This window comes from Ruegeria sp. BC7 (assembly GCF_056539165.1).
Window position 1 is genome coordinate 86,246 of record NZ_JBQFUL010000007.1, and the last position, 26,164, is coordinate 112,409.

Annotated in this window: 24 protein-coding genes and 1 tRNA gene; 12 read left to right on the forward strand and 13 right to left on the reverse strand. The window is 56.7% G+C overall.

Annotated features, from left to right (window positions below; all coding sequences use genetic code 11):
- Nucleotides 1–14: 14 nt before the first annotated feature.
- The 3 genes from ACR0KS_RS16235 to ACR0KS_RS16245 all read left to right on the forward strand — a co-directional run bounded on the left by ACR0KS_RS16235 (nucleotide 15) and on the right by ACR0KS_RS16245 (nucleotide 3,854).
- A complete protein-coding gene (locus ACR0KS_RS16235) occupies nucleotides 15–1,475 on the forward strand; it encodes a coniferyl aldehyde dehydrogenase (protein WP_170567669.1) in 1,461 nt (486 codons plus the stop codon).
- A gap of 101 nt (nucleotides 1,476–1,576) precedes the next feature.
- On the forward strand, nucleotides 1,577–3,190 hold the full coding sequence (locus ACR0KS_RS16240) for a GMC family oxidoreductase N-terminal domain-containing protein (protein WP_170567667.1): 1,614 nt from the start codon (nucleotides 1,577–1,579) through the stop codon (nucleotides 3,188–3,190).
- Between the two features lie 31 nt (nucleotides 3,191–3,221).
- The gene (locus tag ACR0KS_RS16245) at nucleotides 3,222–3,854 is read left to right on the forward strand and encodes an AMP-binding protein (protein ID WP_170567665.1); all 633 of its coding nucleotides are present in this window, start codon (nucleotides 3,222–3,224) and stop codon (nucleotides 3,852–3,854) included.
- A gap of 345 nt (nucleotides 3,855–4,199) precedes the next feature.
- Here the strand turns inward: ACR0KS_RS16245 and ACR0KS_RS16250 are convergent, their stop codons facing one another.
- The gene (locus ACR0KS_RS16250; RefSeq protein WP_170417208.1) at nucleotides 4,200–4,691 is read right to left on the reverse strand and encodes a winged helix-turn-helix transcriptional regulator; all 492 of its coding nucleotides are present in this window, start codon (nucleotides 4,689–4,691) and stop codon (nucleotides 4,200–4,202) included.
- A 220-nt stretch (nucleotides 4,692–4,911) separates the two neighbouring features.
- Here ACR0KS_RS16250 and ACR0KS_RS16255 point away from each other — a divergent pair, with 220 nt between their 5' ends.
- The 8 genes from ACR0KS_RS16255 (at nucleotide 4,912) to ACR0KS_RS16290 (ending at nucleotide 13,610) form a co-directional block, all read left to right on the forward strand.
- On the forward strand, nucleotides 4,912–5,649 hold the full coding sequence (locus ACR0KS_RS16255; RefSeq protein WP_170567663.1) for an SDR family oxidoreductase: 738 nt from the start codon (nucleotides 4,912–4,914) through the stop codon (nucleotides 5,647–5,649).
- Nucleotides 5,650–5,659: 10 nt separating this feature from the next.
- On the forward strand, nucleotides 5,660–6,277 hold the full coding sequence (locus ACR0KS_RS16260) for a 2-hydroxychromene-2-carboxylate isomerase (RefSeq protein WP_170417204.1): 618 nt from the start codon (nucleotides 5,660–5,662) through the stop codon (nucleotides 6,275–6,277).
- Between the two features lie 34 nt (nucleotides 6,278–6,311).
- A complete protein-coding gene (locus ACR0KS_RS16265; protein WP_170417202.1) occupies nucleotides 6,312–7,289 on the forward strand; it encodes an NAD(P)H-dependent flavin oxidoreductase in 978 nt (325 codons plus the stop codon).
- 149 nt (nucleotides 7,290–7,438) lie between these two features.
- Nucleotides 7,439–8,650, forward strand: coding sequence for an acetyl-CoA C-acetyltransferase (locus ACR0KS_RS16270; protein ID WP_170552649.1), 1,212 nt, complete (start codon nucleotides 7,439–7,441; stop codon nucleotides 8,648–8,650).
- Between the two features lie 21 nt (nucleotides 8,651–8,671).
- Nucleotides 8,672–10,852, forward strand: a complete 2,181-nt coding sequence (locus ACR0KS_RS16275) for a 3-hydroxyacyl-CoA dehydrogenase NAD-binding domain-containing protein (protein WP_170567661.1) — start codon at nucleotides 8,672–8,674, stop codon at nucleotides 10,850–10,852.
- 246 nt (nucleotides 10,853–11,098) lie between these two features.
- Entirely contained in the window at nucleotides 11,099–11,878 is a 780-nt protein-coding gene (locus ACR0KS_RS16280; RefSeq protein ID WP_170417196.1) for an enoyl-CoA hydratase, read from the forward strand.
- Nucleotides 11,879–12,151: 273 nt separating this feature from the next.
- Nucleotides 12,152–13,039 carry a M48 family metalloprotease gene (locus ACR0KS_RS16285; protein ID WP_170486224.1) on the forward strand — a complete coding sequence of 296 codons (888 nt, stop codon included), beginning with the start codon at nucleotides 12,152–12,154 and terminating at the stop codon, nucleotides 13,037–13,039.
- 1 nt (nucleotide 13,040) lies between these two features.
- The gene (locus ACR0KS_RS16290; RefSeq protein WP_170417192.1) at nucleotides 13,041–13,610 is read left to right on the forward strand and encodes a peptidoglycan recognition protein family protein; all 570 of its coding nucleotides are present in this window, start codon (nucleotides 13,041–13,043) and stop codon (nucleotides 13,608–13,610) included.
- Between the two features lie 69 nt (nucleotides 13,611–13,679).
- On the opposite strand, the gene rtcR is transcribed toward ACR0KS_RS16290, so the two are convergent.
- Nucleotides 13,680–15,260: an RNA repair transcriptional activator RtcR gene (gene rtcR / locus ACR0KS_RS16295; RefSeq protein WP_170567659.1), complete on the reverse strand. Its 1,581-nt coding sequence runs from the start codon at nucleotides 15,258–15,260 to the stop codon at nucleotides 13,680–13,682.
- A gap of 171 nt (nucleotides 15,261–15,431) precedes the next feature.
- On the opposite strand from rtcR, the gene ACR0KS_RS16300 reads away from it, so the two are divergent.
- Nucleotides 15,432–16,847 (forward strand): RtcB family protein, encoded by a 1,416-nt coding sequence (locus ACR0KS_RS16300; RefSeq protein ID WP_170417188.1) that lies wholly within the window; start codon nucleotides 15,432–15,434, stop codon nucleotides 16,845–16,847.
- 67 nt (nucleotides 16,848–16,914) lie between these two features.
- Here the strand turns inward: ACR0KS_RS16300 and ACR0KS_RS16305 are convergent, their stop codons facing one another.
- The 11 genes from ACR0KS_RS16305 to ACR0KS_RS16355 form a co-directional block, all read right to left on the reverse strand.
- Nucleotides 16,915–17,172: a hypothetical protein gene (locus tag ACR0KS_RS16305; RefSeq protein ID WP_170417186.1), complete on the reverse strand. Its 258-nt coding sequence runs from the start codon at nucleotides 17,170–17,172 to the stop codon at nucleotides 16,915–16,917.
- Between the two features lie 13 nt (nucleotides 17,173–17,185).
- The gene (locus ACR0KS_RS16310; protein WP_170417184.1) at nucleotides 17,186–17,887 is read right to left on the reverse strand and encodes a NapC/NirT family cytochrome c; all 702 of its coding nucleotides are present in this window, start codon (nucleotides 17,885–17,887) and stop codon (nucleotides 17,186–17,188) included.
- A gap of 29 nt (nucleotides 17,888–17,916) precedes the next feature.
- Nucleotides 17,917–18,354 carry a nitrate reductase cytochrome c-type subunit gene (locus ACR0KS_RS16315; RefSeq protein WP_170389332.1) on the reverse strand — a complete coding sequence of 146 codons (438 nt, stop codon included), beginning with the start codon at nucleotides 18,352–18,354 and terminating at the stop codon, nucleotides 17,917–17,919.
- Between the two features lie 12 nt (nucleotides 18,355–18,366).
- Nucleotides 18,367–19,284, reverse strand: a complete 918-nt coding sequence (gene napH, locus ACR0KS_RS16320; RefSeq protein ID WP_170417182.1) for a quinol dehydrogenase ferredoxin subunit NapH — start codon at nucleotides 19,282–19,284, stop codon at nucleotides 18,367–18,369.
- Nucleotides 19,281–20,099, reverse strand: a complete 819-nt coding sequence (gene napG / locus ACR0KS_RS16325; protein ID WP_170417180.1) for a ferredoxin-type protein NapG — start codon at nucleotides 20,097–20,099, stop codon at nucleotides 19,281–19,283. Before napG ends, napH begins: the two co-directional genes overlap by 4 nt.
- 27 nt (nucleotides 20,100–20,126) lie before the next feature.
- Nucleotides 20,127–22,619 carry a nitrate reductase catalytic subunit NapA gene (gene napA, locus ACR0KS_RS16330; protein ID WP_480693267.1) on the reverse strand — a complete coding sequence of 831 codons (2,493 nt, stop codon included), beginning with the start codon at nucleotides 22,617–22,619 and terminating at the stop codon, nucleotides 20,127–20,129.
- Nucleotides 22,616–22,909 (reverse strand): chaperone NapD, encoded by a 294-nt coding sequence (locus ACR0KS_RS16335; protein ID WP_170417178.1) that lies wholly within the window; start codon nucleotides 22,907–22,909, stop codon nucleotides 22,616–22,618. The genes napA and ACR0KS_RS16335 overlap by 4 nt, the downstream gene beginning before the upstream one ends.
- Nucleotides 22,906–23,421, reverse strand: coding sequence for a ferredoxin-type protein NapF (napF, locus tag ACR0KS_RS16340; RefSeq protein ID WP_170417175.1), 516 nt, complete (start codon nucleotides 23,419–23,421; stop codon nucleotides 22,906–22,908). Before napF ends, ACR0KS_RS16335 begins: the two co-directional genes overlap by 4 nt.
- A gap of 352 nt (nucleotides 23,422–23,773) precedes the next feature.
- Nucleotides 23,774–24,391, reverse strand: a complete 618-nt coding sequence (locus tag ACR0KS_RS16345) for a hypothetical protein (protein WP_170417173.1) — start codon at nucleotides 24,389–24,391, stop codon at nucleotides 23,774–23,776.
- Between the two features lie 264 nt (nucleotides 24,392–24,655).
- A tRNA-Pro gene (locus ACR0KS_RS16350) sits at nucleotides 24,656–24,732 on the reverse strand.
- A gap of 112 nt (nucleotides 24,733–24,844) precedes the next feature.
- Nucleotides 24,845–25,960, reverse strand: a complete 1,116-nt coding sequence (locus tag ACR0KS_RS16355) for a THUMP domain-containing protein (RefSeq protein ID WP_170567657.1) — start codon at nucleotides 25,958–25,960, stop codon at nucleotides 24,845–24,847.
- Nucleotides 25,961–26,164 lie beyond the last annotated feature (204 nt).

Below are 26,164 nucleotides of genomic sequence, written 5' to 3' on the forward strand. Positions count from 1 at the left end.
CATTGGAGACGAACATGTCTGCCCCTCATCTGACACCTGTCCAATCGGAACTTCCTGACCTTGAGGGTCTTCTTCTGGCGCAGAAGAAGGCGTGTCTTGGAGATCCGCTGCCGGATCGTGCGACGCGTGTGCGGCGTCTGGACAAGTTGCACAATGCGCTTTTGGACAATCGGGCACGGATTATTGCGGCCTGCAACAAGGACTTCTCGAACCGAGCGGCGGCCGAGACCGAGCTGGCCGAGCTCATGCCTCTGCTGGACGGAATTGCCTATTACCGCAAGCGTCTGCGCAAGCTGATGAAGCCACAGCGCCGCCACGCGCCGATGACGGTGATGCCGGCGAAGGTCGAGGTGCGCTATCAGCCTGTTGGGGTTGTGGGCATCGTGGTGCCGTGGAACTTCCCGTTCTTTCTGGGGCTTTCGCCGCTGATCGGTGCCTTGGCCGCGGGCAACCGGGCGATGATCAAGACCTCGGAATTTGCGCCGGCGTCGGGTGAGCTCATGAAGGAGATCCTCGCGGATATCTATGCAGAGGACGAAGTCACCGTGGTGACAGGCGGTGTCGAGGTTGCGACCGAGTTCACCAAGCTGCCGTTTGACCATCTGGTCTTCACCGGTTCGACCCAGGTGGGTAAGATCGTGATGAAGGCGGCTTCGGACAATCTGACACCCGTGACCCTTGAGCTGGGCGGCAAGTCTCCGGCGATCATCCACGACGACTTTCCGCTGGACGAGGCGGCCAGCCGGATCGGTTTCGGCAAGGGCTTCAATGCCGGTCAGATCTGTGTCTCGCCTGACTATGTCCTGTGCCCGCGCGACAAGGTCAACGCCTTTGCGTCCGCGTTCTCGGATGCGATGACGAAGGCGTATCCGAGCCTGCGCGAGAACGCCGACTACACCGCGATCATCACCGAACGGCAGAAGGCCCGACTTGAGGGTTATCTGACGGATGCCGAGGAAAAAGGTGCCGAGATCATCCAGATCAACCCCAAGGGCGAAACCTTTGGGGGCACGCGCAAGATGCCTCTGACCCTGGTTCTGGGCGCGGATGATAGCATGCTGGTGATGCAGGAAGAGATTTTTGGCCCGATCCTGCCGGTGATTGCCTACGACACGCTGGAAGATGCAATCGCCTATGTGCATGCGCGTCCGCGCCCGCTGGCGCTGTACTACTTTGACTGGGACAAGCGCCGTGCGGATGACATTCTGGCGCGGACCCACTCTGGCGGTGCCTGCGTGAACGACACGGTTTCGCATGTGGGTGTCGACGACATCCCGTTCGGCGGCATCGGTCCGTCGGGCATGGGGCACTATCACGGCGAGGAAGGGTTCCGCACCTTCTCGAAGGCCAAGGGCATCGTGCGCAAGGGCAATTTCAACGCCACGGCGATGGTCGCACCGCCCTGGGGCAACTTCATGTACAAACAGCTCATGCTTATGCAGAAGCTCCGCTTCCGCAAGCGCAAGATCAACTGAAATACAGGCAACAAGAGCAGGCGCAGCCCCAAAAACAGGGCTGCGCACCTGATCAAATGACGGAGATGGCCGGAGGGGACTGGCCGTTGGGAGACGAATAAATGACTTACGACTATGTGATCGTCGGCGGCGGCTCGGCCGGTTGTGTGTTGGCGCGCCGTCTCACGGAAGATCCCAAGATTAGTGTCTGTCTGCTTGAGGCAGGCGGCGGCGGCAAGGACCTGTTTATCCGGATGATGCTGGGCGGGTTTTTCATGATTCAGAACAAACCGGTTCAGATTAACAACTGGTGCATGGAGACGGTGCCGCAGCCGGGTCTGAACGGGCGCAAGGGTTATCAGCCGCGCGGAAAGGCGCTGGGGGGATCCAGTGCGATCAATGCGGCGCTCTATATTCGCGGCCAGAAACAGGACTACGACGAATGGGCCAATCTGGGCAATGAAGGCTGGGATTGGGACAGCATGCTGCCCTATTTCAAGAGGTCCGAGAACAACCAGCGCGGCGGCGATGCCGAGCATGGAGCGGACGGCCCGTTGCAGGTGTCGAACCAACAAGTGCCACGCGAAATCTCTCATGCATTTGTTGAGTCCGCGACCCGCCTGCAACATCGCCGGACCGACGATTTCAATCGCGGGGATCAGGAAGGCGTGGGCCTCTATCAGGTTACGCATTTCCACGACAAGGACAAAAACGGCGAGCGTTGCTCGGCCGCTGCGGGTTATCTGTTCCCTGTGATGGACCGCCCGAATTTGACGGTGGTCACGCGGGCCGCGGTCAAGCGCCTGCTGTTGGAAGGCAAGCGCGCAACCGGCGTGTTGTATCAGCACAAGGGCAAAGACGTTGAGGTCAAGACCAAGCGCGAGGTCCTGTTGTGCGCCGGGGCGCTGAAGTCACCTCAGATTCTGCAACTTTCGGGTATCGGGAATGGCGAGGATCTGTCCCGTCTGGGAATCGACGTTGTTCATGACCTGCCGGCCGTTGGTCAAAACCTGCAAGATCACCTGGACTTTTCATTGTCTTTCCGCGGCACATACAAGGACAACCTCGGCATCAGTGCATGGGGTGGGCTTAACCTGATGCACCATCTTTGGCGCTGGAAGAAAGATGGTAAGTCAATGGCGGCCTCGCCTGTCGCAGAAGGCGGTGCATTCCTGAAGACGACACCTGACTTGGATCGCCCGGACATCCAGTTGCATTTCATGATGACCATCGTGGATGACCATGTCCGCAAGCTGTATCTGGGTCACGGCTATAGCTGCCACATCTGTAAACTGCGCCCGGATAGTCGGGGCAGTGTCTTCCTTCAAAGCGCAGATCCGTTTGCGATGCCGGGGATCGACCCGGCGTTCCTGAGCGATCCGCGCGACCTTGAAACAATGATCAAGGGTGTAAGGATGACGCGCGAGATCATGAAGGCGGCGCCACTTGCAGACTTTGAATTGTCAGAGATGCACGGCACCGACACCGCAAAGACTGACGCGGATTGGGAATGGCATATCCGGGATCGCGCAGACACGATCTATCACCCTGTAGGTTCCTGCAAAATGGGCGTGGACGAGATGTCCGTCGTTGACCCTGAGCTGCGCGTTCGAGGGATCGAAGGGCTGCGTGTCGTAGATGCTTCGATCATGCCGAACCTGATTTCTGGAAATACAAATGCACCGACGATGGCGATCGCTGAAAAGGCGTCCGACATCATTCGCGCAGCCGCGTGATGGCTGCGTTTTGCACAATAAGGGAACCGAAATGAACATGATGACCAGCGCGGATACCGGATTTGCCAGCTATGCCGATATCGAGGTGTTTGAAAAGACACCTTTTTCCGATCGCGCGCTGCCGGAGACGACCTATGACGCTCTGAAGCAGGGGGCGGCAATCAACCCGTCTTCTCCGGCACTTAGCTTTTTCGTTTCGGCCAAGACGTTCGATACCCCCAAGACGCTCAGCCACAAAGAGTTTCTGGGGAAGGTGACCCAAACAGCCAACGCCTTGCGCCAGCTTGGGATTGGTCGCGATGATGTGGTCGCATATGTTCTGCCCAATCTACCAGAGACACATTTCACCATTTGGGGCGGCAGTGCGGCCGGGCAGGTTCTGGCCATCAACCCATTGCTCGAGGCTGACCAGATCGGTGATCTGCTGCGCGCGGCCAACGCCAAAGTGTTGGTGACCCTTGAAAAAACGCCCAAAACTGATCTGTGGCACAAGTCTGTGGCCGCTTTGGTCAATACACCTTGCGTTGAGCATGTCGTGACATACAGCATCTTTGATTGGATGGACGGTGGCGCAGCGGCGGTATGGATCAGTTCCACACCATCATGGAGCTGGCATACGAAGCAGGATCCTCGGGCTATCTGGCTGGTCGCGCCTACTGGCTGAATACCTTGTCCGAATTCCCGAACTGGGAAAAAATGCGCGCGGATGTTTCCGGATACGCGCAGGACGCATTGGATGCGCTGAACGCATTGTCGGATAGGTGCGCGCGCCCTTGGACGTCGTTTCCAGATATGACGGATGAGGGCAACGCAGAGCTAAAGTTGGGTGCCGACTTTTGTCGTGCATACAAGTTTGAAAGCTAAAGCGTCCCCGCGATTGAAATTGAAGGCGGCGCATTTTCTCAAACCATCGGGGTACGCCGCCAATCCCCTTTTGTCTAAAGCAGTTTGGCCAAAGCTGCCCCAGTCGTGACGTGCGAAATGTGAAAGGCGTTGGCTTTGGTCAGCCTTAGTCTTGCTTTTTGGACAGGCAGGCAAGGCGTTTCCGGGCGGCGTCATTCGCTCCGGGTCCGGCAGTCACCACAAGGTCATCGATTTCCAGCTCGGCGCCAACCTTGAAACAGGGCTGGAAACCGCGAACAGGCGTACCCGAATGTCGGTTCAGAACCAGGTTGGGTTCTTCCCCATTTTCGTACAAATGTTCGTTGCTCCACAGGATAATGGATGCCAGCAGCGAGTTCAGACTCTTGCCTTTGTCGGTTATCCGATATTCGTAACGCGACCCAACAGCGCTGATATTCACTTTCTCCAAAACCCCATGCTCGACCAGAGTAGAGAGCCGTTCGGACAGCAGGTTTTTGGCTGCTCCGGTGTTGCGCTGGAAATCTGAGAACCGTGTCGTGCCGTACAACGCCTCTCTGACAATCAGCAGCGTCCAGGCGTCCCCAAATAAATTGAGAAAGCCTGCGATCGAGCACGTCTGTTTGTGTTTTCCGGCCATTTTCCCCAACGTAATCGAGCTACTCGAAGCATTTTGGTTGATATTGTAAACCAAAAAAATCATACGGTTTAAAAATAGGACCAAAGGAGGGATTTGCCAAGTCAGTTGGTGTCGGTCTACGGGGAGGTCAGGTTTTGTGCCGCATTTTTGCACAACCAGAGTTTCTCAGCGTGTCGGCGCAACAGGTGGCGCAATCCCCGGATCAGACGGAGATACCTCGATGGTTGAGAAAAAAGGCGTATGTTTGGTCGTTGGCGCAGGTGACGACACGGGGGCAGCCATCGCAAGAGCTTTTGCCCGCGATGGTTTGACTGTTTGCCTCGTGCGTCGTGAACGGCATGCAGATGCGTTGGAGGCGTTGGCGCAAACCATCCGGGACGAAGGATATCAAGCCGTGGCTTGTCCGGCGGACGCGCGGGATGAAGACGCAATGGTAGGTCTCTTCAACAAGATCGAGTCCGATATTGGCCCAATCGAAGTGGTCGTTTTCAACATTGGTGCGAATGTCCGGTTCAACATCACGGACACGACCGCACGTGTATACCGAAAAGTATGGGAAATGGCGTGTTTTGCCGGTTTCCTGACCGGACGCGAAGCCGCCAGCCGGATGTTGAAGCGCGGTCGCGGAACGATCATCTTCACCGGCGCAACTGCCAGCATGCGCGGCGGCGTGGGTTTTTCCGCCTTTTCGGGTGCCAAACACGCCTTGCGTGCGCTGGCGCAATCCATGGCTCGTGAGCTTGGCCCAAAGAACATTCACGTTGCCCACACAATAATTGATGGGGCCATCGACAGCAGCTTTATCCGCGAAAATGTCCCCCACGTTGACGATCTGCGCGAAAAAGACGGTATCCTGAACCCAGACCACATCGCTCAGAATTACGTGATGCTGCACCATCAGCCCCGTACCGCGTGGACTCATGAGCTTGATCTCCGCCCTTGGACGGAAAAGTGGTGAGGGCCAGGCAATGACGGTGACCGTAGACTTCGTCTATGATTTTGGCAGCCCAAACGCATATTTCTGTCACAAGGTTATTCCCGGGATAGAGCAGCGCACGGGTGTCCGGTTCAACTATGTCCCCTGTCTTTTGGGCGGCATTTTCAAAGCAACTGGCAACATGGCTCCGGCTTTTGCCTTTTCCAAAGTCAAAGGCAAACTGGATTATGAACGGATCGAGATCACTCGGTTCGTCGAAAAGCACAACCTCACGGACTATACGTTCAATCGGAATTTCCCCGTCAACACCTTGCTCTTGATGCGGGGCGCTATCGCAGCCCAATTGGATGGGGTTCATGATGCCTATGTCGAAGCTGGCATGCGGGCCATGTGGGAAAAGAACCTCAAGATGGATGATCCAGAGGTATTTGTGCAGGCGATGAACGATGCCGGACTTGATGGTGCGCGCCTTGCGAGCAGAACTCAGGACTCTGATGTCAAGGAGGGGCTGATGGCAAACACGGCTACCGCTGTGGATCGCAATGTGTTTGGCATCCCGACGATCTTCGTTGGCACCGAGATGTTCTTTGGCAAGGAACGCCTTGGGCAGGTTGAAGAAGAAATCCTCAATCAGAAAGAAACAGACTGACCTTGGCGAGGCCTTGGGGAAAAGGAAGACGACAATGAAAACCAAAATCACCGAGTTGCTGGGCATCCAACATCCGATCATTCAGGGTGGGATGCACTACGTTGGGTTCGCGGAAATGGCCGCCGCGGTTTCAAATGCCGGAGGGTTGGGCACGATTACTGCGCTGACCCAGAAAACACCCGAGGATCTGGCGAATGAAATCGCGCGCTGCAAGGATATGACGGACAAACCTATTGCGGTGAATGTCACGTTCCTGCCTACCGTGAACGCGCCTGACTATCCTGCGATCATCAAGGCCATCATTGATGGCGGTGTGAAAATCGTGGAAACAGCCGGACGGAACCCGGTTCAGGTCATGCCCTATCTCAAGGACGCCGGGATCAAGGTGATCCACAAATGCACTTCGGTCCGTCACTCGCTGAAGGCGCAGGACATTGGTTGCGATGCGGTGTCGGTCGACGGGTTTGAATGTGGCGGCCATCCGGGTGAGGATGACGTGCCGAACATGATCCTGCTGCCGCGCGCGGCGGATGAACTGGAAATCCCCTTTGTGGCTTCTGGCGGTCAGGCTGACGGGCGCAGTCTTGTGGCGTCTCTCGCGATGGGGGCAGACGGTATCAATCTGGGAACGCGGTTCATCGCGACGAAAGAGGCTCCGGTCCACCAGAACGTCAAGGACGCTATCGTTGCCGCGACCGAGTTGGACACGCGTCTGGTCATGCGCCCCCTTCGCAACACCGAGAGGGTCCTGACCAATACCGCAGTTGAACGCGTTCTGGAGAAAGAGCGCGCGTTGGGCGACAAGATCGCTTTCGACGATATCATTGACGAGGTTGCCGGAATTTATCCGCGCGTCATGCAGGACGGTGAAATGGATGCGGGTGCGTGGTCTTGCGGAATGGTTGCGGGTCTCATCAACGACATCCCGACGTGTCAGGAACTGATTGACGGTATCATGGCAGAGGCGGATCAGATCATCTCCGACCGTCTGGCTATGTTTAACCGCGCCTGAAGATCAGTTTGCGGCCGTAGGGCCGCAAACTCCGCTTATCGGGCCCAAGCGGGCCGGTAACCCGCGCGGTGTTGGGGCGATGATCGACCTCACTGTCACAGCATTCTGATAAATTGCAAAACCGGGGCGTGACCCCGAAGGGAGAACCCATGACCGAAGCCTATATCTATGACGCGGTACGGACACCGCGCGGCAAAGGCCGTAAGGATGGCAGCCTGCACGAGGTACCCGCGGTACGCTTGTCCTCGATCATTCTGGACGAGTTGAAACAGCGCAACAATCTGGATGCCGAAGGTGTCGAGGACGTGATCTGGGGCAATGTGTTCCAAGTGGGCGAACAGGGCGCATGCCTGGCGCGTTCGGCTGTGCTGCAATCACAGTTTGGCGACGAACTTCCGGGTGTCTCGGTGAACCGGTTCTGCGCCTCGGCGCTCGAGACTGTAAACATGGCGGCCAACCAGGTTCGAGGCGGTGACGGCGACGGTTATATCGCCGGTGGCGTCGAAAGCATGAGCCGCGTTCCAATGGGGTCTGACGGTGGCGCTCTGGCCGTGGACCCGGCGATTGCGATCCCGGCCTATGTGGTGCCGCAGGGGATTTCGGCGGATATTATCGCCACCGAATACGGTATCAGCCGCGAAGATGCCGATGCCTATAGTGTGGAAAGCCAGAACCGGGCAGCGGCAGCGTGGCAGGCGCGTCGGTTCGATGGCTCGATCGTCCCGGTAAAAGACATAAACGGGGCTACGATTCTGGATCATGACGAATACATGCGTCCGGGCACGACGATCGAGACTCTGGCCGCTCTGAAACCGTCGTTCAAGGAACAGGGCGAGGTGATGCCCGGCTTTGACAAGATCGCGATGCTAAAATACCCGCATCTGGAAAAGATCGACCATATCCACCATGCGGGCAATAGTTCGGGCATTGTTGATGGTGCTGCGGGCGTTCTGATCGGCAACAAGGAGTTTGGCGAGAAATACGGTTTGAAGCCTCGCGCGCGGTTCGTCGCGACGGCCAAGATCGGTTCTGACCCGACCATCATGCTGACCGGCCCGGTTCCGGTGACGGAAAAAATACTCAAACGCGCGGGTATGACCGCCAATGACATCGACTTGTATGAGCTGAACGAGGCGTTTGCTTCGGTTGTTTTGCGTTGGCAGCGGTATTTCGACATCGATATGGACAAGCTGAACGTCAATGGCGGTGCCATTGCGATGGGCCACCCGATGGGTGCAACCGGCGCGATGATCCTGGGCACCTTGCTGGACGAGATGGAGCGTACCGACAAGGAAACGGGTCTGGCGACCTTGTGCATTGGTGCGGGCATGGGCTCGGCCACCATCATCGAGCGTGTGTGATACGGGGCAGGAGACAAAGCAATGACTGAATTTACGCTGACAAAACACGACGATGGCGTGGCCATCATTACTTGGGACGTGCCCGGGAAATCCATGAACGTCCTGACCGAACAGGGCATAGCCGATCTCAAGGCAGTGGTTGATGCAGCCAACGCAGACGATGAGATCAAGGGCGTTGTTGTGACTTCGGCCAAGCCCGGCAGCTTTGCGGCCGGAGCTGATCTGAACATGCTGGCGGGCATTTCCGACACGTGGGCCGACAAGCCAGACGAGATGTTGGAAAACACGATGGCGACCCATCGCATCTTGCGTGCAATGGAACGCAACAACATGGACCCCAAGACGCACAAGGGCGGCAAGCCATACGCGGCTGCGCTGCCGGGCACTGCGCTTGGCGGCGGCTACGAGGTGGCGCTGGCCACTCATCGCATTTTCTGCGCGCCCAATCCCAAGGCCAAGATTGGCCTGCCCGAGATTCTGGTTGGTGTGTTCCCCGGTGGCGGCGGAACCACGCGCTTGATACGCAAATTTGGCCTGATGGCCGCCGCGCCCTTCTTGCTGCAAGGCAAGACTTTGTCGCCCGAAGCGGCGCAAAAAGCTGGTCTGATCGACGAGATCGCAGATGACCCGGTCGCCGCTGCGCGAGAATGGGTTCTGCGCGCGACCGACGCGGACCTGCTGAAGCCTTGGGATGCTAAGGGCTATAAGATGCCGGGCGGAACACCGTATCACCCGCAGGGTTTCATGACCTTCGCTGGCGCTGTGGTGATGGGAGTCGGTGAATCCAAGGGCGCGTTCCCGGCTGTCGAGGCGCTGCTGAACGCGGCGTATAACGGCGCTCAGGTGCCCTTTGACACCGCGCTCAAGGTCGAGGCGCGTTGGTTCAACAACCTGTTGATGAAACCATCGACCGCCGCGATGATCCGCACCCTGTTCCTGAGCAAAGGCGCGCTTGAAAAAGGCGCGAACCGGCCCGAAGCCCCGGACCAGACCGTGAAGAAGGTTGGCGTCCTTGGCGCGGGCATGATGGGTGCCGGTATCGCCTTTGTCTCGGCCAAGGCCGGGATTGAGGTTGTGCTGATCGACCAGACGCAGGAGGCTGCTGACAAGGGCAAAGCCTATTCAGAAGGTCTTCTGGACAAGGCGATCTCGCGCAGGAAATCCACCCCCGAGAAGAAAGAAGCGCTGTTGTCGCAGATCACTGCCACCACTGATCTGGAGGCGCTCAAGGATGTGGATCTGATCGTCGAAGCGGTGTTCGAGGATATGACCGTCAAGGCCGAGATGACCAAGAAGGTCGAGGCGATCATCCCCGAAGACTGTATTTTTGCCTCGAATACCTCGACTCTGCCGATCACCGATCTGGCCAAGGCCAGCGTGCGGGCGGACCAGTTTATCGGCATCCACTTCTTCAGCCCCGTGGACAAGATGATGCTGGTCGAGATCATCAAGGGCAACCAAACCGGAGATCGCGCAGTCGCCAAGGCTCTGGATTTTGTACGCCAGATCCGCAAGACGCCGATCGTGGTCAACGATGAGCGGTTCTTCTATGCCAACCGCTGCATCTTGCCGTATGTCGGTGAAGCAACGTGGATGCTGACCGAAGGTATTTCTCCGGTATTGATTGACAATGCGGCGCAGCAACTGGGTTTTCCGGTCGGGCCTGTGCAGTTGGGGGATGAGACCTCGATCGATCTGGCTGTGCGCATCATGAAGGCGACGAAGGCCGCGATGGGTGATGCCTATGATGCGTCCGAGGCGGACAACCTCATACTTTGGATGGAGGAACAGGGGCGGCTGGGCCGCAAGTCCAAGGCGGGCTTCTCGGACTATGACGAGAAGGGTAAGCGTTTGGGCTACTGGAAAGGTCTGAACCAGAAATATCCGCTGGCCGAAGAACAGCCTGAACTGGATTATGTGCAGAACCGCCTGATGATGGCGCAGGTTCTGGAAGCCGTTCGTGCGCTTGAGGAAGACGTGCTGATGGATATCCGCGAGGGCGACGTTGGCGCTGTGCTGGGCTGGGGCTTTGCGCCTTGGTCAGGTGGACCGTTCGGCTGGCTGGACGTCATCGGCGGCAAACGCGCGGTTGAGATTTGCGACCAGCTTGAAGCCAAGCATGGCCCGCGCTTTATGGCGCCCAAACTGTTGCGCGACATCGCGGACGCAGACGACAGCTTCTACGGCCGCTTCGCCGCTTGAAGATCCTCGGGGTTCCGGACTGATTGGTCTGGAGCCCCGGCAGGACAACGTTAGCAAGCAATGGCTGCAACGTGCCACGCAGGCTTTGGCAGCTAGGGATCGGGGCTGGCTCAAAGACCGGAATTGTTGACGTTACGAATGACAAGAAATCCGGGCAGCTTGTCTCTATACAACTTTCATTACCTGACGACGAAGCAGGCCAGCCTACAAGCTGTCTGGCTTCATCCCCAATGGAGGAAAACAAGAATGACACAGGACGCGGCCAAAAACGGTCAGATCATCGTCGAGCGCTTGGGGGCGGTTCTGCGCCTGACGATGGACAATCCCGGAAAGAAGAACGCGATCACGCGCGAGATGTACCTGAAGATGGTCGAGGTTTTGAACGAGACTGCGCAGGACAACAGTGTGCGCGCCGTTTGGCTGCGCGGCACCGGGGGCGTTTTCTCAAGCGGCAACGATGTCAACGGTTTCAACGCGCCCAAAGGGGAAGAACCTGCACCCGCACAGTTTGTCCGTGCCTTGATCCGTTTCCCAAAACCGATCGTGGCGCAGGTCGAAGGGCTTGCCGTGGGTATTGGTGTGACCATGCTACTGCATTGCGACATTATCTACGCCGCAGATGACACCAAATTCCGGATGCCCTTCGTCAATTTGGGTGTTGTTCCCGAGGCAGGCTCGTCATATCTGCTGCCGCGCCTGATGGGGGCACCGCGCGCGGCAGAGCTGATCCTTCTGGGCCGTTTGTTTGGCGCCGCCGAAGCGCACGAGCTGGGCCTGATCAGCCGCGTCCTGCCTCAGGCCGAGGTCGAAGCCGCCGCAGAGCAGGCAGCCGTTGCCCTGAGCAAACAGCCCTTGCGGGCGATGATGAAGTCCCGCGCTTTGCTGCGCAACGTGTCCGGGGACGCTCTGGATGAACGTGTGAACGAAGAGTTCCGCCAGTTCTATGAAGGGTTGCAAGGACCGGAATTTGCCGAGGCGGTCGCAGCTTTCATGCAAAAGCGCGAACCCGATTTTTCAAAGATCTAGGGTTGGTCTCAGGGCCGTCGGAATGGGCGGCTTGAACTTGCCCAATGGTGGCTATCGGCAAGGATGTCACCTGAGATGCGCCAAACGCCCGGTTCCGTCTACGCGGTTCCGGGCCAAACGGCTTCGCGTGGCTGCCCCGATCGCCCAGAGGCGATGATGCGAAATGGCCCCGCGTCAAAACTTGTTCACGTATTTTCAAGTAAATGCCTTGTAGACAGAAGGTTAAGCGTCGATTGTACCGGTGTTGATGAGATGCCGAATTTAGGAGAACCTATGCCAATGCGCCGTATGCACCTGCTCTCAGTTATTTTTCTGAGCCTCCTGACGTCTCATGCAAGTGCGCAATCATTGCTCAAGCTGGATGGGCACGACCATTTGTGTTCGTTTGCTCCGGACGAGGTGTTTGACGATGAAATCTATTCGTTTTCGTCCAGCCAGCAAGCCAAGGACATGGTCGCTCAAATTCTGTCAACCGTCGGGCTGGTTCCAAGGTTTAAGGTCTTTGCGGCGAATGTGCCCAACGCGGCCGCAGTTATTGACGGCGAGGAACGGTTGATCGTCTACAGCGAGGACTGGATACAGAACAGCATCTCAAACAATCGCTGGGCTGCCGTTGCGTTGCTGGGTCACGAAATCGCACACCACCTGAATGGGCATACACTGGAGGCAGGCGGAAGCCGTCCTCCGACCGAACTCGAAGCGGATAAATTCGCGGGCTTCGTTGTCGGGAAACTCGGCGGTGACCTGCAAGAGGCGCAGTGGCTATTTCGACAGCTTCCGGCAGCCGGAAGCGATACGCATCCCCCCCGAAGCGCCCGGTTGGAAGCGGTTGCCGTTGGGTGGCGCGAGGCGACCGGCGGACAGACAGTGGACGCTCGTGTTTCGACGAAATCCGAACCGGCCAGAAATAGTGTTGCCGGCGACTGGTTTGTCATCGCCGGTTCTTTCCCGCACGCAGCGATCGACCAGGCCAACGACCTCATGATGGACCTGCAAAGTGGTGGGGTGAACGCACGTATGGTCAACACGGATGACTTTTCCAAACTCAGGGATGGACTGTATTCCGTCGTTGTTGCGTCGAATAGCCGAAGTTCCGCTTTTGAACAGCTAGAGCAAGTTAAGCGGCATGTTCCTGACGCCTACGTGAAAAAGGGCAACTAACATGAAGGCAGTTCTGGTGGGCTTGCTTTTGTGGCCCGCGTCCCCTGTCTTGGCGCTGGATATCGTTCCGCGCAGTGAGTGGGGTGCAAAGCAACCACTGTTTGAAGTGGCCACACATTCTCCGGTCAGAATTACCATTCATCACACCGCGACCAGACAGAAACCATCCCGATCCATTGAACAAAAACTCAGGTCACTTCAGGCGTTTTCTCAGTCGACGGGTAAACTCGCGGACGGGCGCACCAAGAAAGCCTGGGCAGATGTGCCCTACCACTATTACATAGATGCGACCGGGCGCGTTGCGGAAGGGCGCGAAATCAAGTTTGTGGGCGATACAAACACCAACTACGATCCAACGGGGCACATAGCAATCGTTGTTGAAGGCAACTTTGAGGTGGAAACCCTGAACGAGGGGCAAAGAACGGCGCTGACTGACTTGGTGCTGGATTTGTCCCAAAAGTACGACATTCCTAAGTCACACGTGGGCCATCACAAATCTTATGCCAGCACCTTGTGCCCCGGTGCCAACCTGGCCAATGAGCTACAAACAATCATTGGTGGCTTGGAATAACGTTTAAACATCCGAAAAGTGGTTCTGTCGGGTCGGTCACAGTGCTCGTGGCCTTTGGAGGTGATGGGGCTATCGCGAAGTTCGGTCAGACACCATTGCCCAGTCCAGATCGAACTTTTGCAGGTATTTCCGCAGGCGATCCGCATCGTTCTGCGTCTTGCGTTTTCCTCGGGATACAGCGAACAATGCGCGCCCGGCGGCGCTGAGGCTGGAAGACGTCTGGCAGGTTCTTATGACCTTGGCCAACTGCACCAAGTCGAATGGATCGACATCCCTGACTTCGGGTCCAAGCATGGTTTCAACCAACGTGTAATCGCTGTCCGTCGTGGCGGAATGCCAGTCCGCCAGCAAGGAGGCGATCTCATCTTCCACCATTGTTCGCGTAATTCGTCCGCGCGGAGCAAGTGTGCACAGCCGTTTTACCAGCCCGCTGAAATCGCGAAAGTTTCCCGGCCATGGGGTGGCCGGATCGGTGGCAAACTGCATGAAACGGTCTCGGGCGTCGATGTTGAACCCTACTTGTGTGCCCAAGCTGCGCTCTGACCGGGCAAGCTCGTGCATCAAGTTCGCTTCGATATCCTCTGGCCGGTCACGCAGGGCAGGCAGTGTGAAGTTCCACATATTCAACCGGGCCAGAAGATCCTGGCGAAAACGGCCTTCTGCCGCCAGAGTTCGGAGGTCTCGGTTGGCACCCGCTATGATCTGAAAACGGCTTGAAACTTCATGGTCCGACCCCAACGGATAAAATCGCCCTGTCTCAATTGCGTTCAGAATAATGGACTGTTCGGACCATCCCAGTTCATCCACTTCGTCAAGAAACAGAACACCGCCGTCAGCTTCGCGCAGCAACCCGCCGCGTTCTGTTCCGGCATGCCCAAGATGGCTTCGGCGCTGACCAAACAAGGCGGCCATTGCGTCGGGTCCGATCAGCGTGGCGCAATTAACGTGGACAAGCCGCCCCTTTACCCTCCGGCGATCCAGTTTGAGGTTGTAGATACGCTGGGCTAATTCGGTTTTACCGGTCCCGGTTTCACCAAGCAGCAAGATCGGTTCATCCGAATTGCTTGAGACAAGCTCGATACGGTCGATCAGTGCGTTGTATCGCGTGTTGCGCGTTTCGATCCCACCCTTGAGCTGATTGCTATACTCGCGGGATAGCCGGTCAAACCTCTGTTGAAGCGCATCGTACCGGCTGAGGTCCAAGTCGATTACATCCAACTTGGGTGCGCCGTTGTCTGGACCGGGCGGCCCTGTTTGTATCAACCGGGCCGGGATATGGCGGCTTTCGGTGAGCAGGAACCAGCATATCTGCGCCACATGAGTGCCAGTTGTCAGGTGAACGTGATACTGCTCCCTGTCCTCATCGAACCCATAGCCGCGGGCAAAATCGAACAGTTTTCCGTAGACTTCCTGAAAATCCCAAGGGTCATCCAGATCAAGCTGACGCAGCATGACTTCCGTCTCTGGCGAGGAGTCGGTGATTTCGTTTTTGACCTGATGTGCAAGCCGGTTGAACTTGTGGTCGTACAGAAATTCCAGACGGTGCACGTGTAAGCTGTCATGTTCCACCAAGCTAGGCGTCGGTTTCCAGCGCCTCTTTTTGCCCATATCCAGTTGGGTGCCTAGAAAGCCGATGACAACGTTCTTCATAAGTATCCACTACTATATTTTACGATAAAGTTTTTTCGTACATTCGCGACGCGATTGCGTCAAATCCGGAATTCTTTGTGGCATTTCAAGATCTTGTGCCGGTTATTAGTTTTGCTGCAAATTGGGCGAGTTGCATGCCAAAACGTCCTTATTCTATCGAGGACAACGAAAATGGTTGATGAAAAGACATTTGACCCGGTCACAGGAGAGCACCTGAAAGACTGGGGCCACCGCCCGGGAAAACAGTTTCCGGCATTGCTGGCCCGTGCAAACCAGATGCGGGCCGAGGGGTTTGGGTTGGTCCGAATTCGGCAGGAACTGGAGGGTGAAATTCCGCCGCTGCCGATCACGTTGGATCTGCGCTCACCAGGAGAAATAGCCTTTCACGAGAATATTGATGCCGAGCATCCTGACGAGCAGGAAAACGTAGCGAACGTGCGCAAGACGATGACGGAGCTGATGCGGACTCCTACAATCGAGGTCGGCGCGATTATGCCAGATGCTTGTCCGGCAGGTCCGCTTGGCACAATCCCGGTTGGCGGGGTCGCAGGTGCGCGCAATGCAATCCATCCAGGAATGCACTCGGCCGATATTTGCTGCTCGGTTATGATCACTGATTTAGGGAATGCCGATCCGAAAGCCGTATTGGATGCTGCGCAATCGGTGACGCATTTCGGACCGGGTGGAAGGCCGCAAGGCAAGCGGTTTACAACTTCTTTGGAGCTTACGGATGCGTTCCGGGCGAACCCGTTTCTGGACAATCCCAAGTCTCTGCGCATGGCGCAGGTGCATATGGGTACTCAGGGAGACGGGAACCACTTTCTGTTTGTTGGTCGCTCGCGAAAGACGGGGCGAACCGCGATCGTCACGCATCACGGATCGCGTGGCCCGGGCGCCGTGTTGTACAAGAATGGGATGGCCATAGCGGAAAGGTTTCGGAGGGAGCTGTCTCCGAAGACCGCCAAACAGAACGCCTGGATTCCGGCTGATACAGAAGAAGGTCGAACGTATTGGGATGCCTTGCAACTGATCCGGAAGTGGACCAAGGCCAACCACAATGCGATCCACCAGGCCACTGTCGAGGCCGCACGCGTCCAAGACGTGGGCGACCGCTACTGGAACGAGCATAACTTTGTGTTCAAGCGAGGTGATCTGTATTTCCACGGCAAGGGCGCGACGCCAGCTTGGAATGACTATGCCGCCGACGCTACGGGTTTGACCCTTATCCCGCTGAATATGTCCGAGCCGGTTCTGGTGGTTCGGGGACAGGATGCAGCGCATGGACTTGGGTTTAGCCCGCATGGGGCGGGCCGAAACTTTTCACGTTCGGAACAAAAACGCCGGATGGGGAACGTGACGCCCGAACAAAAGCTAAAGACCGAGACGGAAGGGCTGGATATTCGGTTCCATGCCGGCGGCGTAGATGTGTCCGAGCTTCCGTCCAGCTACAAGAGCGCAGATAGCGTTGTTGCTCAGATCAAGTCTTACGGGCTGGCCGAGATAGAAGACTATATCGACCCTTACGGCTGTATCATGGCAGGCGATGTGCCGCCTTTCTGGATGAACAAGAAAAAGAAGCGGAAATAGCGCGGAAGACCCTCAAAACGGGGGTCTTCTGCGGTTTTAATTTCGCGTCATACGCGGGCCAACGAGATCAGACAGTCGCGCCCTTGATACGGATGGCCGACCCTATGGTTCCAGCGCATATTCCAACGACCACGGCGATCAGCAATTCGATCGTCTCTATATTGCCAAAGGACCAATGCGCAAAAATCAGGGTTTCAATCACACCCACGACCCCGCCCATTGCAGCGCCAATCCACAGGTTCCGGGTCATCATACCCAAAGCTAGCCCAAGTATTCCCGGCAAACTGATGATGTTGGCCCCGATCGTTCCCAGTAGTTCCAGCATATCGTGCCCCTTTTCAGTCTGCCCTTGTGGTCAGGAATGACCGGATCTCGTCGCTCCCATCAGCGACCTGCTGCTGCAAAGAGCTGGAAGGCTTTCCAGCCAAGGTTTCCGTAACTTCCTGGTAACGCTCGAGGTATCCGGGCGGAAGGCTGTGGGCGATACCCTGGTGACAGTCGATACAGGTCATATTCTCGTCGATTGCGCGCTGGTGCTCGGACGCTGCCCGTGTCTCTTGAATCGTAAAGTCCATGTATTCAAAGTTGTGGCAGTTGCGGCACTCGCGACTGTCCGACGCCTTCATCTTTTTCCAGACGGCGGATGCCATGCTCAGGCGGTGATCCTCATATTTTTCAGACGTGCTGATGGTGCCCGCCAGTTCATGATACACGTCCTTGACCGCCATGATCTTAGCTTTGATCTTGTGGTTCCACTCGTGCGGAACGTGGCAGTCGGAACAGATCGCGCGAACACCTGAGTGGTTGTTGTAATGTATCGTTTCCCGATATTCACCCAAATTGGTTTCCATCGAGTGGCACGAGGTGCAGAATTCCTCGGTGTTGGTCAGTTCCAATGTCCAGTGGAAACCGCCCCAGAACAGGATGCCGGCCAGAAACCCGGCCAGCAACAAAAAGCCAGAACTGAAGGCAACGGCCGGGGTCCAGATTGCATTCCAGATGCGGCCTATCCAACCGCGGTTTTCAGGGGAGTCTGCCATATCGGTGCTCCTTTCACACAAGCGTTGGATTAGTTGCCGGAGGAGGGTTGAAACACGTTGTCGACCAGTGCTGGGGCGTCGGCTTGCGGGACATGGCACTGGTTACAGAAGTACCGCGTGCCAGCGATGTGATCCAATTCGCGGCCTTCGCGGTCCAGATAGTGCGTCATTGACAGCGTCGGCGCGTTGCGCTCTCCGGCCTTGGTCCAGTCGTGGCAGGACAGGCATTGGTTGGTGCGCAGGTCGATCTGGTATTGCTCGATCGAATGAGGGATCAGCGGCGGTTGCTGTCGGTAATTGCGCTGCATTCGGCCTTCAACAGTTTTGTGGACCTGATCCAGCGCAGCGGGTTCGTCAACCTCGGCTCCACGCAGGGGTTGTACCTGTGTTGACTGCGCAAAAGCGAAACCGCTTAGGAGTATGACTGGGATCAGGGCGGCGACGCCGGTCAGGATTGGCTTGTTCATCTTGGCACTCCCTTAAATTGTTCTGGCTGGGCGCGGATCAGGCGCCGAAACTGGTTCGGACGGTGCGGCGACGTGGTCGTCGTACCGGTGGGTAAACTTGAAGACGTCGACTGCGCATACATCAATACAGCGGCCGCAGTTCGAGCAATCGGGTGAGAGGATCAGTGGCGACGTTCCCGGATTGCCTTTAAGTGCTGGCGAAATGACATGGTTTTCAGGGCAGACCTCATAGCAATCCATGCAGTCATTGCAGGCGGCGCGGTTGCTGGCGCTGACGCGCAGCAAGCTTCGGGTTCCGATCAGGCCGTAGAAAGCTCCTACAGGGCAGACGCGTCCGCACCAGCCGCGGCGGGACACGAACACATCAAAGAAAAAGATGGCTATGATCATGGCCCAGACGAAGCCCATGCCGAAGATCAGACCTCGGTGCAGCATGGTGATCGGGTTAATCAATTCCCAGGCGATGACACCAGTAAGGCCCGATACGATCAGCGCCGTGGCCAATATCCAAATCCGGGCGCCGCGTTTGGGTTGCCAGCCTTTTGGCAGGTCAAGCCTTCGGTGAACCCAATGCGCAGCATCCGTGACCGGGTTGATGGGGCAAACCCAGGAACAGTAGGTCCGCCCCCCGATCAGAGCATATACCGCCAGAACAATCAGCCCACCTATCAGCGCGGTCAGTTCGGGCCAGTGCCCCGCGACAATACTCTGTAGCAGAATGAATGGATCCGTCAGCGGCAACACCCCAAAGGTCAATGACCCCGAAAGCGTGCCCTGCACAATCCAGATGCCGAACCACGGCCCAAGTAGAAACACTGCCAGAAAAACCAACTGGCTCGTGCGCCGCAAAAGCAGGTACTTGTGCGCCGCCAGCCATCCTTTGACCAGCACGGCCTCATGACCCGCGGGCAAATGGGGTTGCGCGCTCATTGCCCGGCCTCCGGCAGGTTGTAGGCCGGTGCGAAACCGCCGGGTGTTGCTAGATTGTCCGTACCCGGGCCGGGAAGTCGGTCGGGCAGGTCTATGATTCCCTCGACAACCGGTCCACCATTGGCCTCTTTTTCTTCCCAGCCTTTGCGATAGTGATCAGCACTGCTGCCCCGCGCTAGACGTGCAGGAAGCACCTTGATGGCGGCCTCGGGTAGAACACAGCTTTTCTCGCATACGCCGCAGCCCGTGCAGTGGTCTGCATGGACCGTTGGTATGAATTGGGCGTGATGACCCGAGCGTTCATCGTGCCGTGTTTCCAGTGTGATAGCTTCGTCGATGACCGGGCAGACGCGGTAACAGACATCGCAACGCAGCCCGAGGAAATTCAGACAGTTTTCCTGATCGACCAGAACGGCGACTCCCATTTTGGCGTCGTCGATGTTGTTAAGACCTGGGTCAAGTGCGCCAGTAGGGCAGGCGGCAACACAAGGAATATCGTCGCACATTTCACAGGGAATATCCCGCGCGGTAAAATACGGTGTACCTGTGGCCACGGCGTCTGCACCGAGTTCCGCCAGCTTTAGCGTGTCGTAAGGACAATCCCGCACGCACAGGCCACAGCGGATACAGGCGGAAAGAAACGCGCTTTCCGGTAATGCGCCGGGCGGACGCAGAGCTTCGGCCGGAAGCGCCCGGGCGTCACGCGCAAGCCATGCCAAGAGAGACCCTGCCGCCACGCAGCCGCCTGCTGCGCGCGCCGAGTCCTGAAGGAACCGGCGGCGCTGCGGCGAAAGGGGTTTCTGGGCAAGGGCCATGTGCAATACCTTTGCGATCCTTGCCGGCTACGCGCGCTCGACTTTACAGGCGCATTTCTTGTAGTCCGTTTCCTTAGAAAGCGGGCAGGTCGCGTCCAGTGTCAGCTTGTTGGTCAATTGTCCTTCGTCGAACCAAGGCATAAAGACCAAACCGCGTGGCACCTTGTTTCTACCCCGAGTCTCGACCCGGCTGGTCACCTCTCCGCGCCGCGTGGATAGCACGATTTCCTGACCTCGGCGCAGCCCCCTGTCACTGGCGTCGTCAGGGTGCATGTAAACAACTGCGGCCGGGAAAGCACGGTGGAGTTCAGGGACGCGTCGGGTCATCGAGCCCGAATGCCAGTGCTCTAGCACGCGACCTGTGCATAGCCACAGATCGTATTCCGCGTCAGGTTCCTCCGGCGCTGGTTCATACGGCGCGAAAATGATTTTCGCCTTGCCGTCCTTATGGCCATAGAATTTGACCTCTGCGCCTTCCGGCACATACGGGTCATAACCCTCGCGGAAACGATAAAGCGTTTCTTTGCCGTCCACGACCGGCCAGCGCATTCCGCGCGCCTGATGATACATCTCGAACGGAGCAAGGTCGTGTGCGTGCCCACGCCCGAATTCGGCATATTCTTCAAACAAGCCCTTTTGCACGTAGAAACCGAAATGTTCGGATTCGTCATTGTCGAACCCTTCGGCGGTTTCAGACAACGGGAACTTGTCTACGCTGCCGTTTTTGTAAAGCACGTCGAACATGGTCTTGCCGCGGTGTTCGGGCATTTTGGCCAGTAGTTCTTCGCCCCAGACTTCTTCGACGGTAAAGCGTTTTGAGAACTCCATCAGTTGCCACAAATCCGATTTCGCCTCGCCCGGCGCCTTGACCTGCTGGTGCCAGAACTGTGTGCGGCGTTCCGCGTTGCCATAGGCCCCTTCCTTTTCAACCCACATCGCCGTTGGCAGGATCAAGTCGGCGGACACCGCCGTCACGGTAGGATACGGATCGGAAACCGTGATGAAGTTTTCCGGGTTGCGATAACCGGGATACCCTTCCTCGTTGATATTCGGGGCCGCCTGCATGTTGTTGTTGCATTGCACCCAATAGGCGTTCAGCTCTCCGTCCTTCAGCTTGCGGTGCTGCAAAACGGCATGGAATCCGGGCTTGGGCGGGATAGTGCCTTCGGGGACGTTCCACGCGGTTTCGCAGATCTGGCGGTGCTCGTCGTTGGCGACAACCATGTCGGCAGGCAAACGGTGGGCAAAGGTGCCAACCTCGCGGGCTGTGCCGCAGGCCGACGGTTGGCCAGTCAGTGAAAACGGCGAGTTTCCGGGCTCGGAAATCTTTCCGACCAGCAAGTGCACGTTATACATGAGTGAATTGACCCAAGACCCACGGGTGTGCTGGTTGAAGCCCATCGTCCACAAGCTCATGACCTTGCGGTTCGGGTCGGCGTATTGCTGAGCGAGCTTCTCAAGTTTGTCAGCAGGCACACCTGACAGTTCGGCCGTATATTCCAAGGTATAGGGCGCGACGGATTCGGCGTATTCCTCGAAGCTGATGGTCTCCAGCTTGCCCGAGTCCGGGTTGGCCGCTCCTTGCTGCAGCGGGTTTTCTTCGCGCAGGCCATAGCCGATATCGGTGGCTGTCTTGGTGATGTTGACGTGGTTCTTGACGAAGTCTTCGTTCACCGCGCCATTCTGAATGATATAGTTTGCGATATAATTCAGGATCGCCAGGTCGGTTTGCGGATTGAAGATTATGCCATTGTCCGCCAGCTCGAAGGAACGGTGTTCAAAAGTAGAAAGAACATGAACCTCGCAGTCCGGTTTGGTCAGGCGCGTATCGGTCAGCCTAGACCACAAGATCGGGTGCATTTCGGCCATGTTTGATCCCCACAGAACAAACGTGTCTGCGGCTTCGAGGTCGTCATAACACCCCATCGGTTCGTCAATGCCGAAAGTGCGCATAAAGCCCACAACCGCCGAGGCCATGCAGTGCCGTGCGTTCGGGTCGATATTGTTTGACCGGAATCCGGCCTTCATCAGCTTTGATGCTGCATAGCCTTCCCAGACAGTCCACTGTCCGGAACCAAACATACCAACGCTTGTCGGACCCTTCTTGGCCAGAGCTTCCTTCCACTTGGCCGCCATGACATCAAAGGCTTCGTCCCAAGAGACCGGTTCAAACTCGCCGTTCTTGTCATATTCGCCATTCGTCTTGCGCAAGAGAGGCGTGGTCAGGCGATCCTTGCCATACATAATTTTGGACAGGAAATAACCCTTGATGCAGTTCAGGCCACGATTGACCGATGCGTCGGGATCACCTTGTGTCGCCACCACGCGACCCTCTTTGGTGCCGACCAGAACTGAACACCCTGTCCCGCAGAACCGGCAGGCTGCCTTGTCCCAACGGATGTCCGGCGTTCCGATCTGAGCATTGGCTTGACCGGTCGCCATTGGAATGCCAGCGGCAGAGGCGGTTGCAGCGGCCGCTGTTGTCTTGAGGAATGTCCGGCGAGATTCTGAGATAGTCATAGCGTTGACCTCCGGCTGGTGGTTTGGCTGTGGGCATCGGGACGCGCGGAGGTTTCCGCAAGATCCTCGAAATGGTGATAAGTAAGGGTAAGTGAGATCACACCGGGAATTTGGTGAAGATCCATTATGATTTCAGATGCAAGGCGCGCAGGTGTGTCTTCGACTACGACAACAAAGCGGCCATCGTCCGATTGGGCGTGGATTTCGACGCCCGGCGTCTGCTCCATTGCTTGCGCAGCAGTGCTGACATGATCAGGTGCGATATGGGCAAGACAACCACAAATATTCATTGGCGCGCTTCCATCTGAGGTGAAGTCAGGTCTTCAAGGTTGATTGCGTCAGCGGGGCAGAGGGCTTGGCAGGCACCGCAGCCGTTGCATGCTGTGTCGTCCAGCGAAGGTGCAGCGCGTCCGCCTGTTTGAAGGGTGAAACGGATCGCATTTTGTTCGCAGTTATCCTGACAGATACGACAGCTCACGCCATTCATGGACAGGCAGCTTGCCGAATGGAATGTCGCGCGCCAAGGCCATTCGGACAGACGCTCGACGTCCAGCGCCGAAGTTGGACAGGCACGGGCGCAGTTGCCGCAGAAAGTACATGGGTTGTCGCTGGGATTGAAAACTGGAAACCCGGCAGGGTCAAAGGTGATCACGTTCTCTGGGCAGGCTTCGACGCATTCGCCACATTTGGTGCAAGCGTCAGAAAAACCATGCACAGGCGAACCCGGAGGCCGGACGAAGATGTCGTCCTCCCTGAGAATTTTGGCGCTCAGAAACCCACGTCGGCTGGTCACTCGGTTCATTCTGTTTGACCCGGTTAGAGACGATTCCCTTCTTCCAGTATTCCGCTTATAGCCTAAAATTGCAGCAAGTTTTGATTCAGATCATTTTTTGAGCAGCAAAAAAGTAAATCGTAGATTAATTTTTGAAAGCAGTGGTCTGACGTGACTTAAACGTCGCGGTTTGGCACGACATTCCGTCGACAGCCCAATTCAGACCCACGATCCTGTGGTTGGGCCGTCCGCAGTCTTTTTGAAACCCCAGACTAAAACGGAAGCGCTTGCAAATACAGGCTGGATGATTGTGGCTTCACGAGCTTTGACGCAGCTCTTTCCGAGCCAGCAGGGTTACCAATCTTTAGGCATCCGCAGCGAGTCACATGGCAGCGATCCGCGACTTCGCAAACTCGTACACAGCATGTTCCAGAGGATGCTGCTCGCAGAATTGGTCGCGATAATCTTCGGGCAGCGGTTGATCCCGCTTTGTTGCATTCACCGTTTCAAGCTTGGTCGGGTCAAACTTTTTCCCCAGTTTTCTCGAAATTACCTCAAGGCTTTTGGGCAAGTTTTCGGTGATGCCTATTTCGACGAACATTTCCTCAAGAATGTCTTTGAAATTTTCAAGATTCATCTCGCGCGGGAAATGGTTCAGCATGTTGAGGTCAGTCGATTTGATATAGTCCTCAAGACTTTCGGTCGGCACTCTGGATTGATCTTTCCAGTCGCCTGATACCTTTCGGACATAAAAATAATTGGAAATGGCCAACTCGAAAGGATCGCGAATGATCGTCACAAATTGCGTGACTTCAGGATAGTAATCTTCGATTCCGAAGCCGCGGTTCTTATTGAAATGCCCATAAATGGCTGGTGGTTTTCTAGTAAATTTTCGGGACGCCAGAGGCAACAAATCCGGCATCTTCCCTTTGGCTTCATTGTGGTAGTGGAGGTAGAACCTTCTTGGAAACCATCCCTGCACAATTTTACGAACAGCCATGCCCGCCGTCTTCGGAACGTGAATGAAGATTAGAGGCTTCTGGGCGTCAAAGGTGCGCATACTTAGTTTTGATCTCTGTCTATGGGTTCCAGTTCGGGTCACTTAAACCCTTTTGCGGCCCATTTCCAGAAGCGTTCGAGCGTGAATGCCGCCAGCCTGTCCTCTTTCCGGCACGGCAAAATACGCCAATTCAATGGGAGAAATGACCCGGAATCGCTGTGATTTTTGCGTCAATCAAATTTAATTTTAGTGAGAAGATCATATTGGTCGGAGTGAGAGGATTCGAACCTCCGACCCCTGCCTCCCGAAGACAGTGCTCTACCAGGCTGAGCTACACTCCGACCGTGGCGGGTGATCTATACCCGAGGATTTGGATGCGCAAGGGGGATTCTTTGCGTATCTCGTGAAAGGCCCGACGCGTGTTTGGTCGCGTCCGCCGCAGACGATGCGTTGCTATGGCAATGGGTCAGTCCGGTACAGCCGGATTTTTGTGCCGCCGTGATCCACGACCGGTCCCGCTGGCAAAAAAGGTAGACGTGAAGAGCGGGCAAGGGATGCGTTGCTTGTGATCATTCCAACCCGCCAGCCAGTGAACCTTGAGGCCAGTACTTTCCCTAGCGTTCCGTAGACAGAACGCAGACGCTTTTCGTCTCCTATTCTTGCTCCATAGGGGGGATTGACGATGACAAGCCCGGCACGATCTGATGGAGGCTTGATGTCGCTGACAGAGCGGGTTTGAAATCTGGTAACGCTGTCTACCCCTGCACTCTGCGCATTCGCGGTTGAGGCTTCGACGGCTCCTGCGTTTCGGTCCGAACCATAAAACGTATCCACAGTTTCCGACGGCGTAGCTTGCGATCGCATTTCGGCCCAAGTGCCGGGATCAAAGGACTTGAGATGTTCGAAAGCGAAGGCTCGATCACGGCCGGGATTAAGCCCAAGCGCAATTTCTGCTGCCTCAATCACGAAGGTTCCTGATCCGCACATTGGGTCCAGCACGGGTTCCGTTCCGCTGAATCCGCATTCGCGAAGGAACATGGATGCCATCGTTTCCCGCATTGGTGCCTTGGCGACGGCGGGTTTGTGGCCGCGCTTGTGCAGCGGTTCACCAGAGGAATCGATCGACAATGTGCATATGTCTTTTTCAATGCGAAGCATGACGCGCAGGTCTGCCTCGGAGGATATAGGTGCGCCCAGAGTTTCGGAGATTGCGCGCTCGATGCGCTGGCGGGCTGCTCCTGCGTGGTAGATTCGGGACTTCCGGTTGGTGGCCTCAACCTTGATCGGCACATCCGGGTACAGGAAAGTCGCCCACGGGAACTTGCGCGCTCGTTTATCCAGTTGCGCGAGGTGCACAGCCGGAAAACTTCCGAGCCGCACCAAAACCTTGTTGGCCCCCCGAAGGCACAAGTTGGCACGCCAGACTTCAGACCAGTTGCCGCGGCAGTTTACACCGCCGGGCACGATCGTGGCCTTGGCGAATCCCTTTTCGACTGCCTCGGCGTGAAGTGGTGCCTCGAGGCCCGGCGTCGCCACCAAAAATATCTCTAGATCGTCTGTCTGTTCCATTCAGGGTGCTTACACCGGAAGCACCCCGGGCGCGACATGCAAATTCAGACAGCCTAAAATGGGGCAGTTCGTCGGAAAGTGACATTCCGAGGTCGATTTCGGCCGTAACGGGTTTGCGTTTGTCAGCGTCCCCGCGTAAAGGGTCCGTGATTGAAAGAAAGCCATAGATCAGGATCAGGTGCTGCGCGCTTTTTCTTGCTCGAA

Bases quoted from the DNA above. Each gene is read 5' to 3' on its own strand.
- ACR0KS_RS16235 (WP_170567669.1), top strand. From the start codon at position 15: ATGTCTGCCCCTCATCTGACACCTGTCCAATCGGAACTTCCTGACCTT.
- ACR0KS_RS16240 (WP_170567667.1), top strand. From the start codon at position 1,577: ATGACTTACGACTATGTGATCGTCGGCGGCGGCTCGGCCGGTTGTGTG.
- ACR0KS_RS16245 (WP_170567665.1), top strand. From the start codon at position 3,222: ATGAACATGATGACCAGCGCGGATACCGGATTTGCCAGCTATGCCGAT.
- ACR0KS_RS16250 (WP_170417208.1), bottom strand. From the start codon at position 4,691: ATGGCCGGAAAACACAAACAGACGTGCTCGATCGCAGGCTTTCTCAAT.
- ACR0KS_RS16255 (WP_170567663.1), top strand. From the start codon at position 4,912: ATGGTTGAGAAAAAAGGCGTATGTTTGGTCGTTGGCGCAGGTGACGAC.
- ACR0KS_RS16260 (WP_170417204.1), top strand. From the start codon at position 5,660: ATGACGGTGACCGTAGACTTCGTCTATGATTTTGGCAGCCCAAACGCA.
- ACR0KS_RS16265 (WP_170417202.1), top strand. From the start codon at position 6,312: ATGAAAACCAAAATCACCGAGTTGCTGGGCATCCAACATCCGATCATT.
- ACR0KS_RS16270 (WP_170552649.1), top strand. From the start codon at position 7,439: ATGACCGAAGCCTATATCTATGACGCGGTACGGACACCGCGCGGCAAA.
- ACR0KS_RS16275 (WP_170567661.1), top strand. From the start codon at position 8,672: ATGACTGAATTTACGCTGACAAAACACGACGATGGCGTGGCCATCATT.
- ACR0KS_RS16280 (WP_170417196.1), top strand. From the start codon at position 11,099: ATGACACAGGACGCGGCCAAAAACGGTCAGATCATCGTCGAGCGCTTG.
- ACR0KS_RS16285 (WP_170486224.1), top strand. From the start codon at position 12,152: ATGCCAATGCGCCGTATGCACCTGCTCTCAGTTATTTTTCTGAGCCTC.
- ACR0KS_RS16290 (WP_170417192.1), top strand. From the start codon at position 13,041: ATGAAGGCAGTTCTGGTGGGCTTGCTTTTGTGGCCCGCGTCCCCTGTC.
- rtcR (WP_170567659.1), bottom strand. From the start codon at position 15,260: ATGAAGAACGTTGTCATCGGCTTTCTAGGCACCCAACTGGATATGGGC.
- ACR0KS_RS16300 (WP_170417188.1), top strand. From the start codon at position 15,432: ATGGTTGATGAAAAGACATTTGACCCGGTCACAGGAGAGCACCTGAAA.
- ACR0KS_RS16305 (WP_170417186.1), bottom strand. From the start codon at position 17,172: ATGCTGGAACTACTGGGAACGATCGGGGCCAACATCATCAGTTTGCCG.
- ACR0KS_RS16310 (WP_170417184.1), bottom strand. From the start codon at position 17,887: ATGGCAGACTCCCCTGAAAACCGCGGTTGGATAGGCCGCATCTGGAAT.
- ACR0KS_RS16315 (WP_170389332.1), bottom strand. From the start codon at position 18,354: ATGAACAAGCCAATCCTGACCGGCGTCGCCGCCCTGATCCCAGTCATA.
- napH (WP_170417182.1), bottom strand. From the start codon at position 19,284: ATGAGCGCGCAACCCCATTTGCCCGCGGGTCATGAGGCCGTGCTGGTC.
- napG (WP_170417180.1), bottom strand. From the start codon at position 20,099: ATGGCCCTTGCCCAGAAACCCCTTTCGCCGCAGCGCCGCCGGTTCCTT.
- napA (WP_480693267.1), bottom strand. From the start codon at position 22,619: ATGACTATCTCAGAATCTCGCCGGACATTCCTCAAGACAACAGCGGCC.
- ACR0KS_RS16335 (WP_170417178.1), bottom strand. From the start codon at position 22,909: ATGAATATTTGTGGTTGTCTTGCCCATATCGCACCTGATCATGTCAGC.
- napF (WP_170417175.1), bottom strand. From the start codon at position 23,421: ATGAACCGAGTGACCAGCCGACGTGGGTTTCTGAGCGCCAAAATTCTC.
- ACR0KS_RS16345 (WP_170417173.1), bottom strand. From the start codon at position 24,391: ATGGCTGTTCGTAAAATTGTGCAGGGATGGTTTCCAAGAAGGTTCTAC.
- ACR0KS_RS16355 (WP_170567657.1), bottom strand. From the start codon at position 25,960: ATGGAACAGACAGACGATCTAGAGATATTTTTGGTGGCGACGCCGGGC.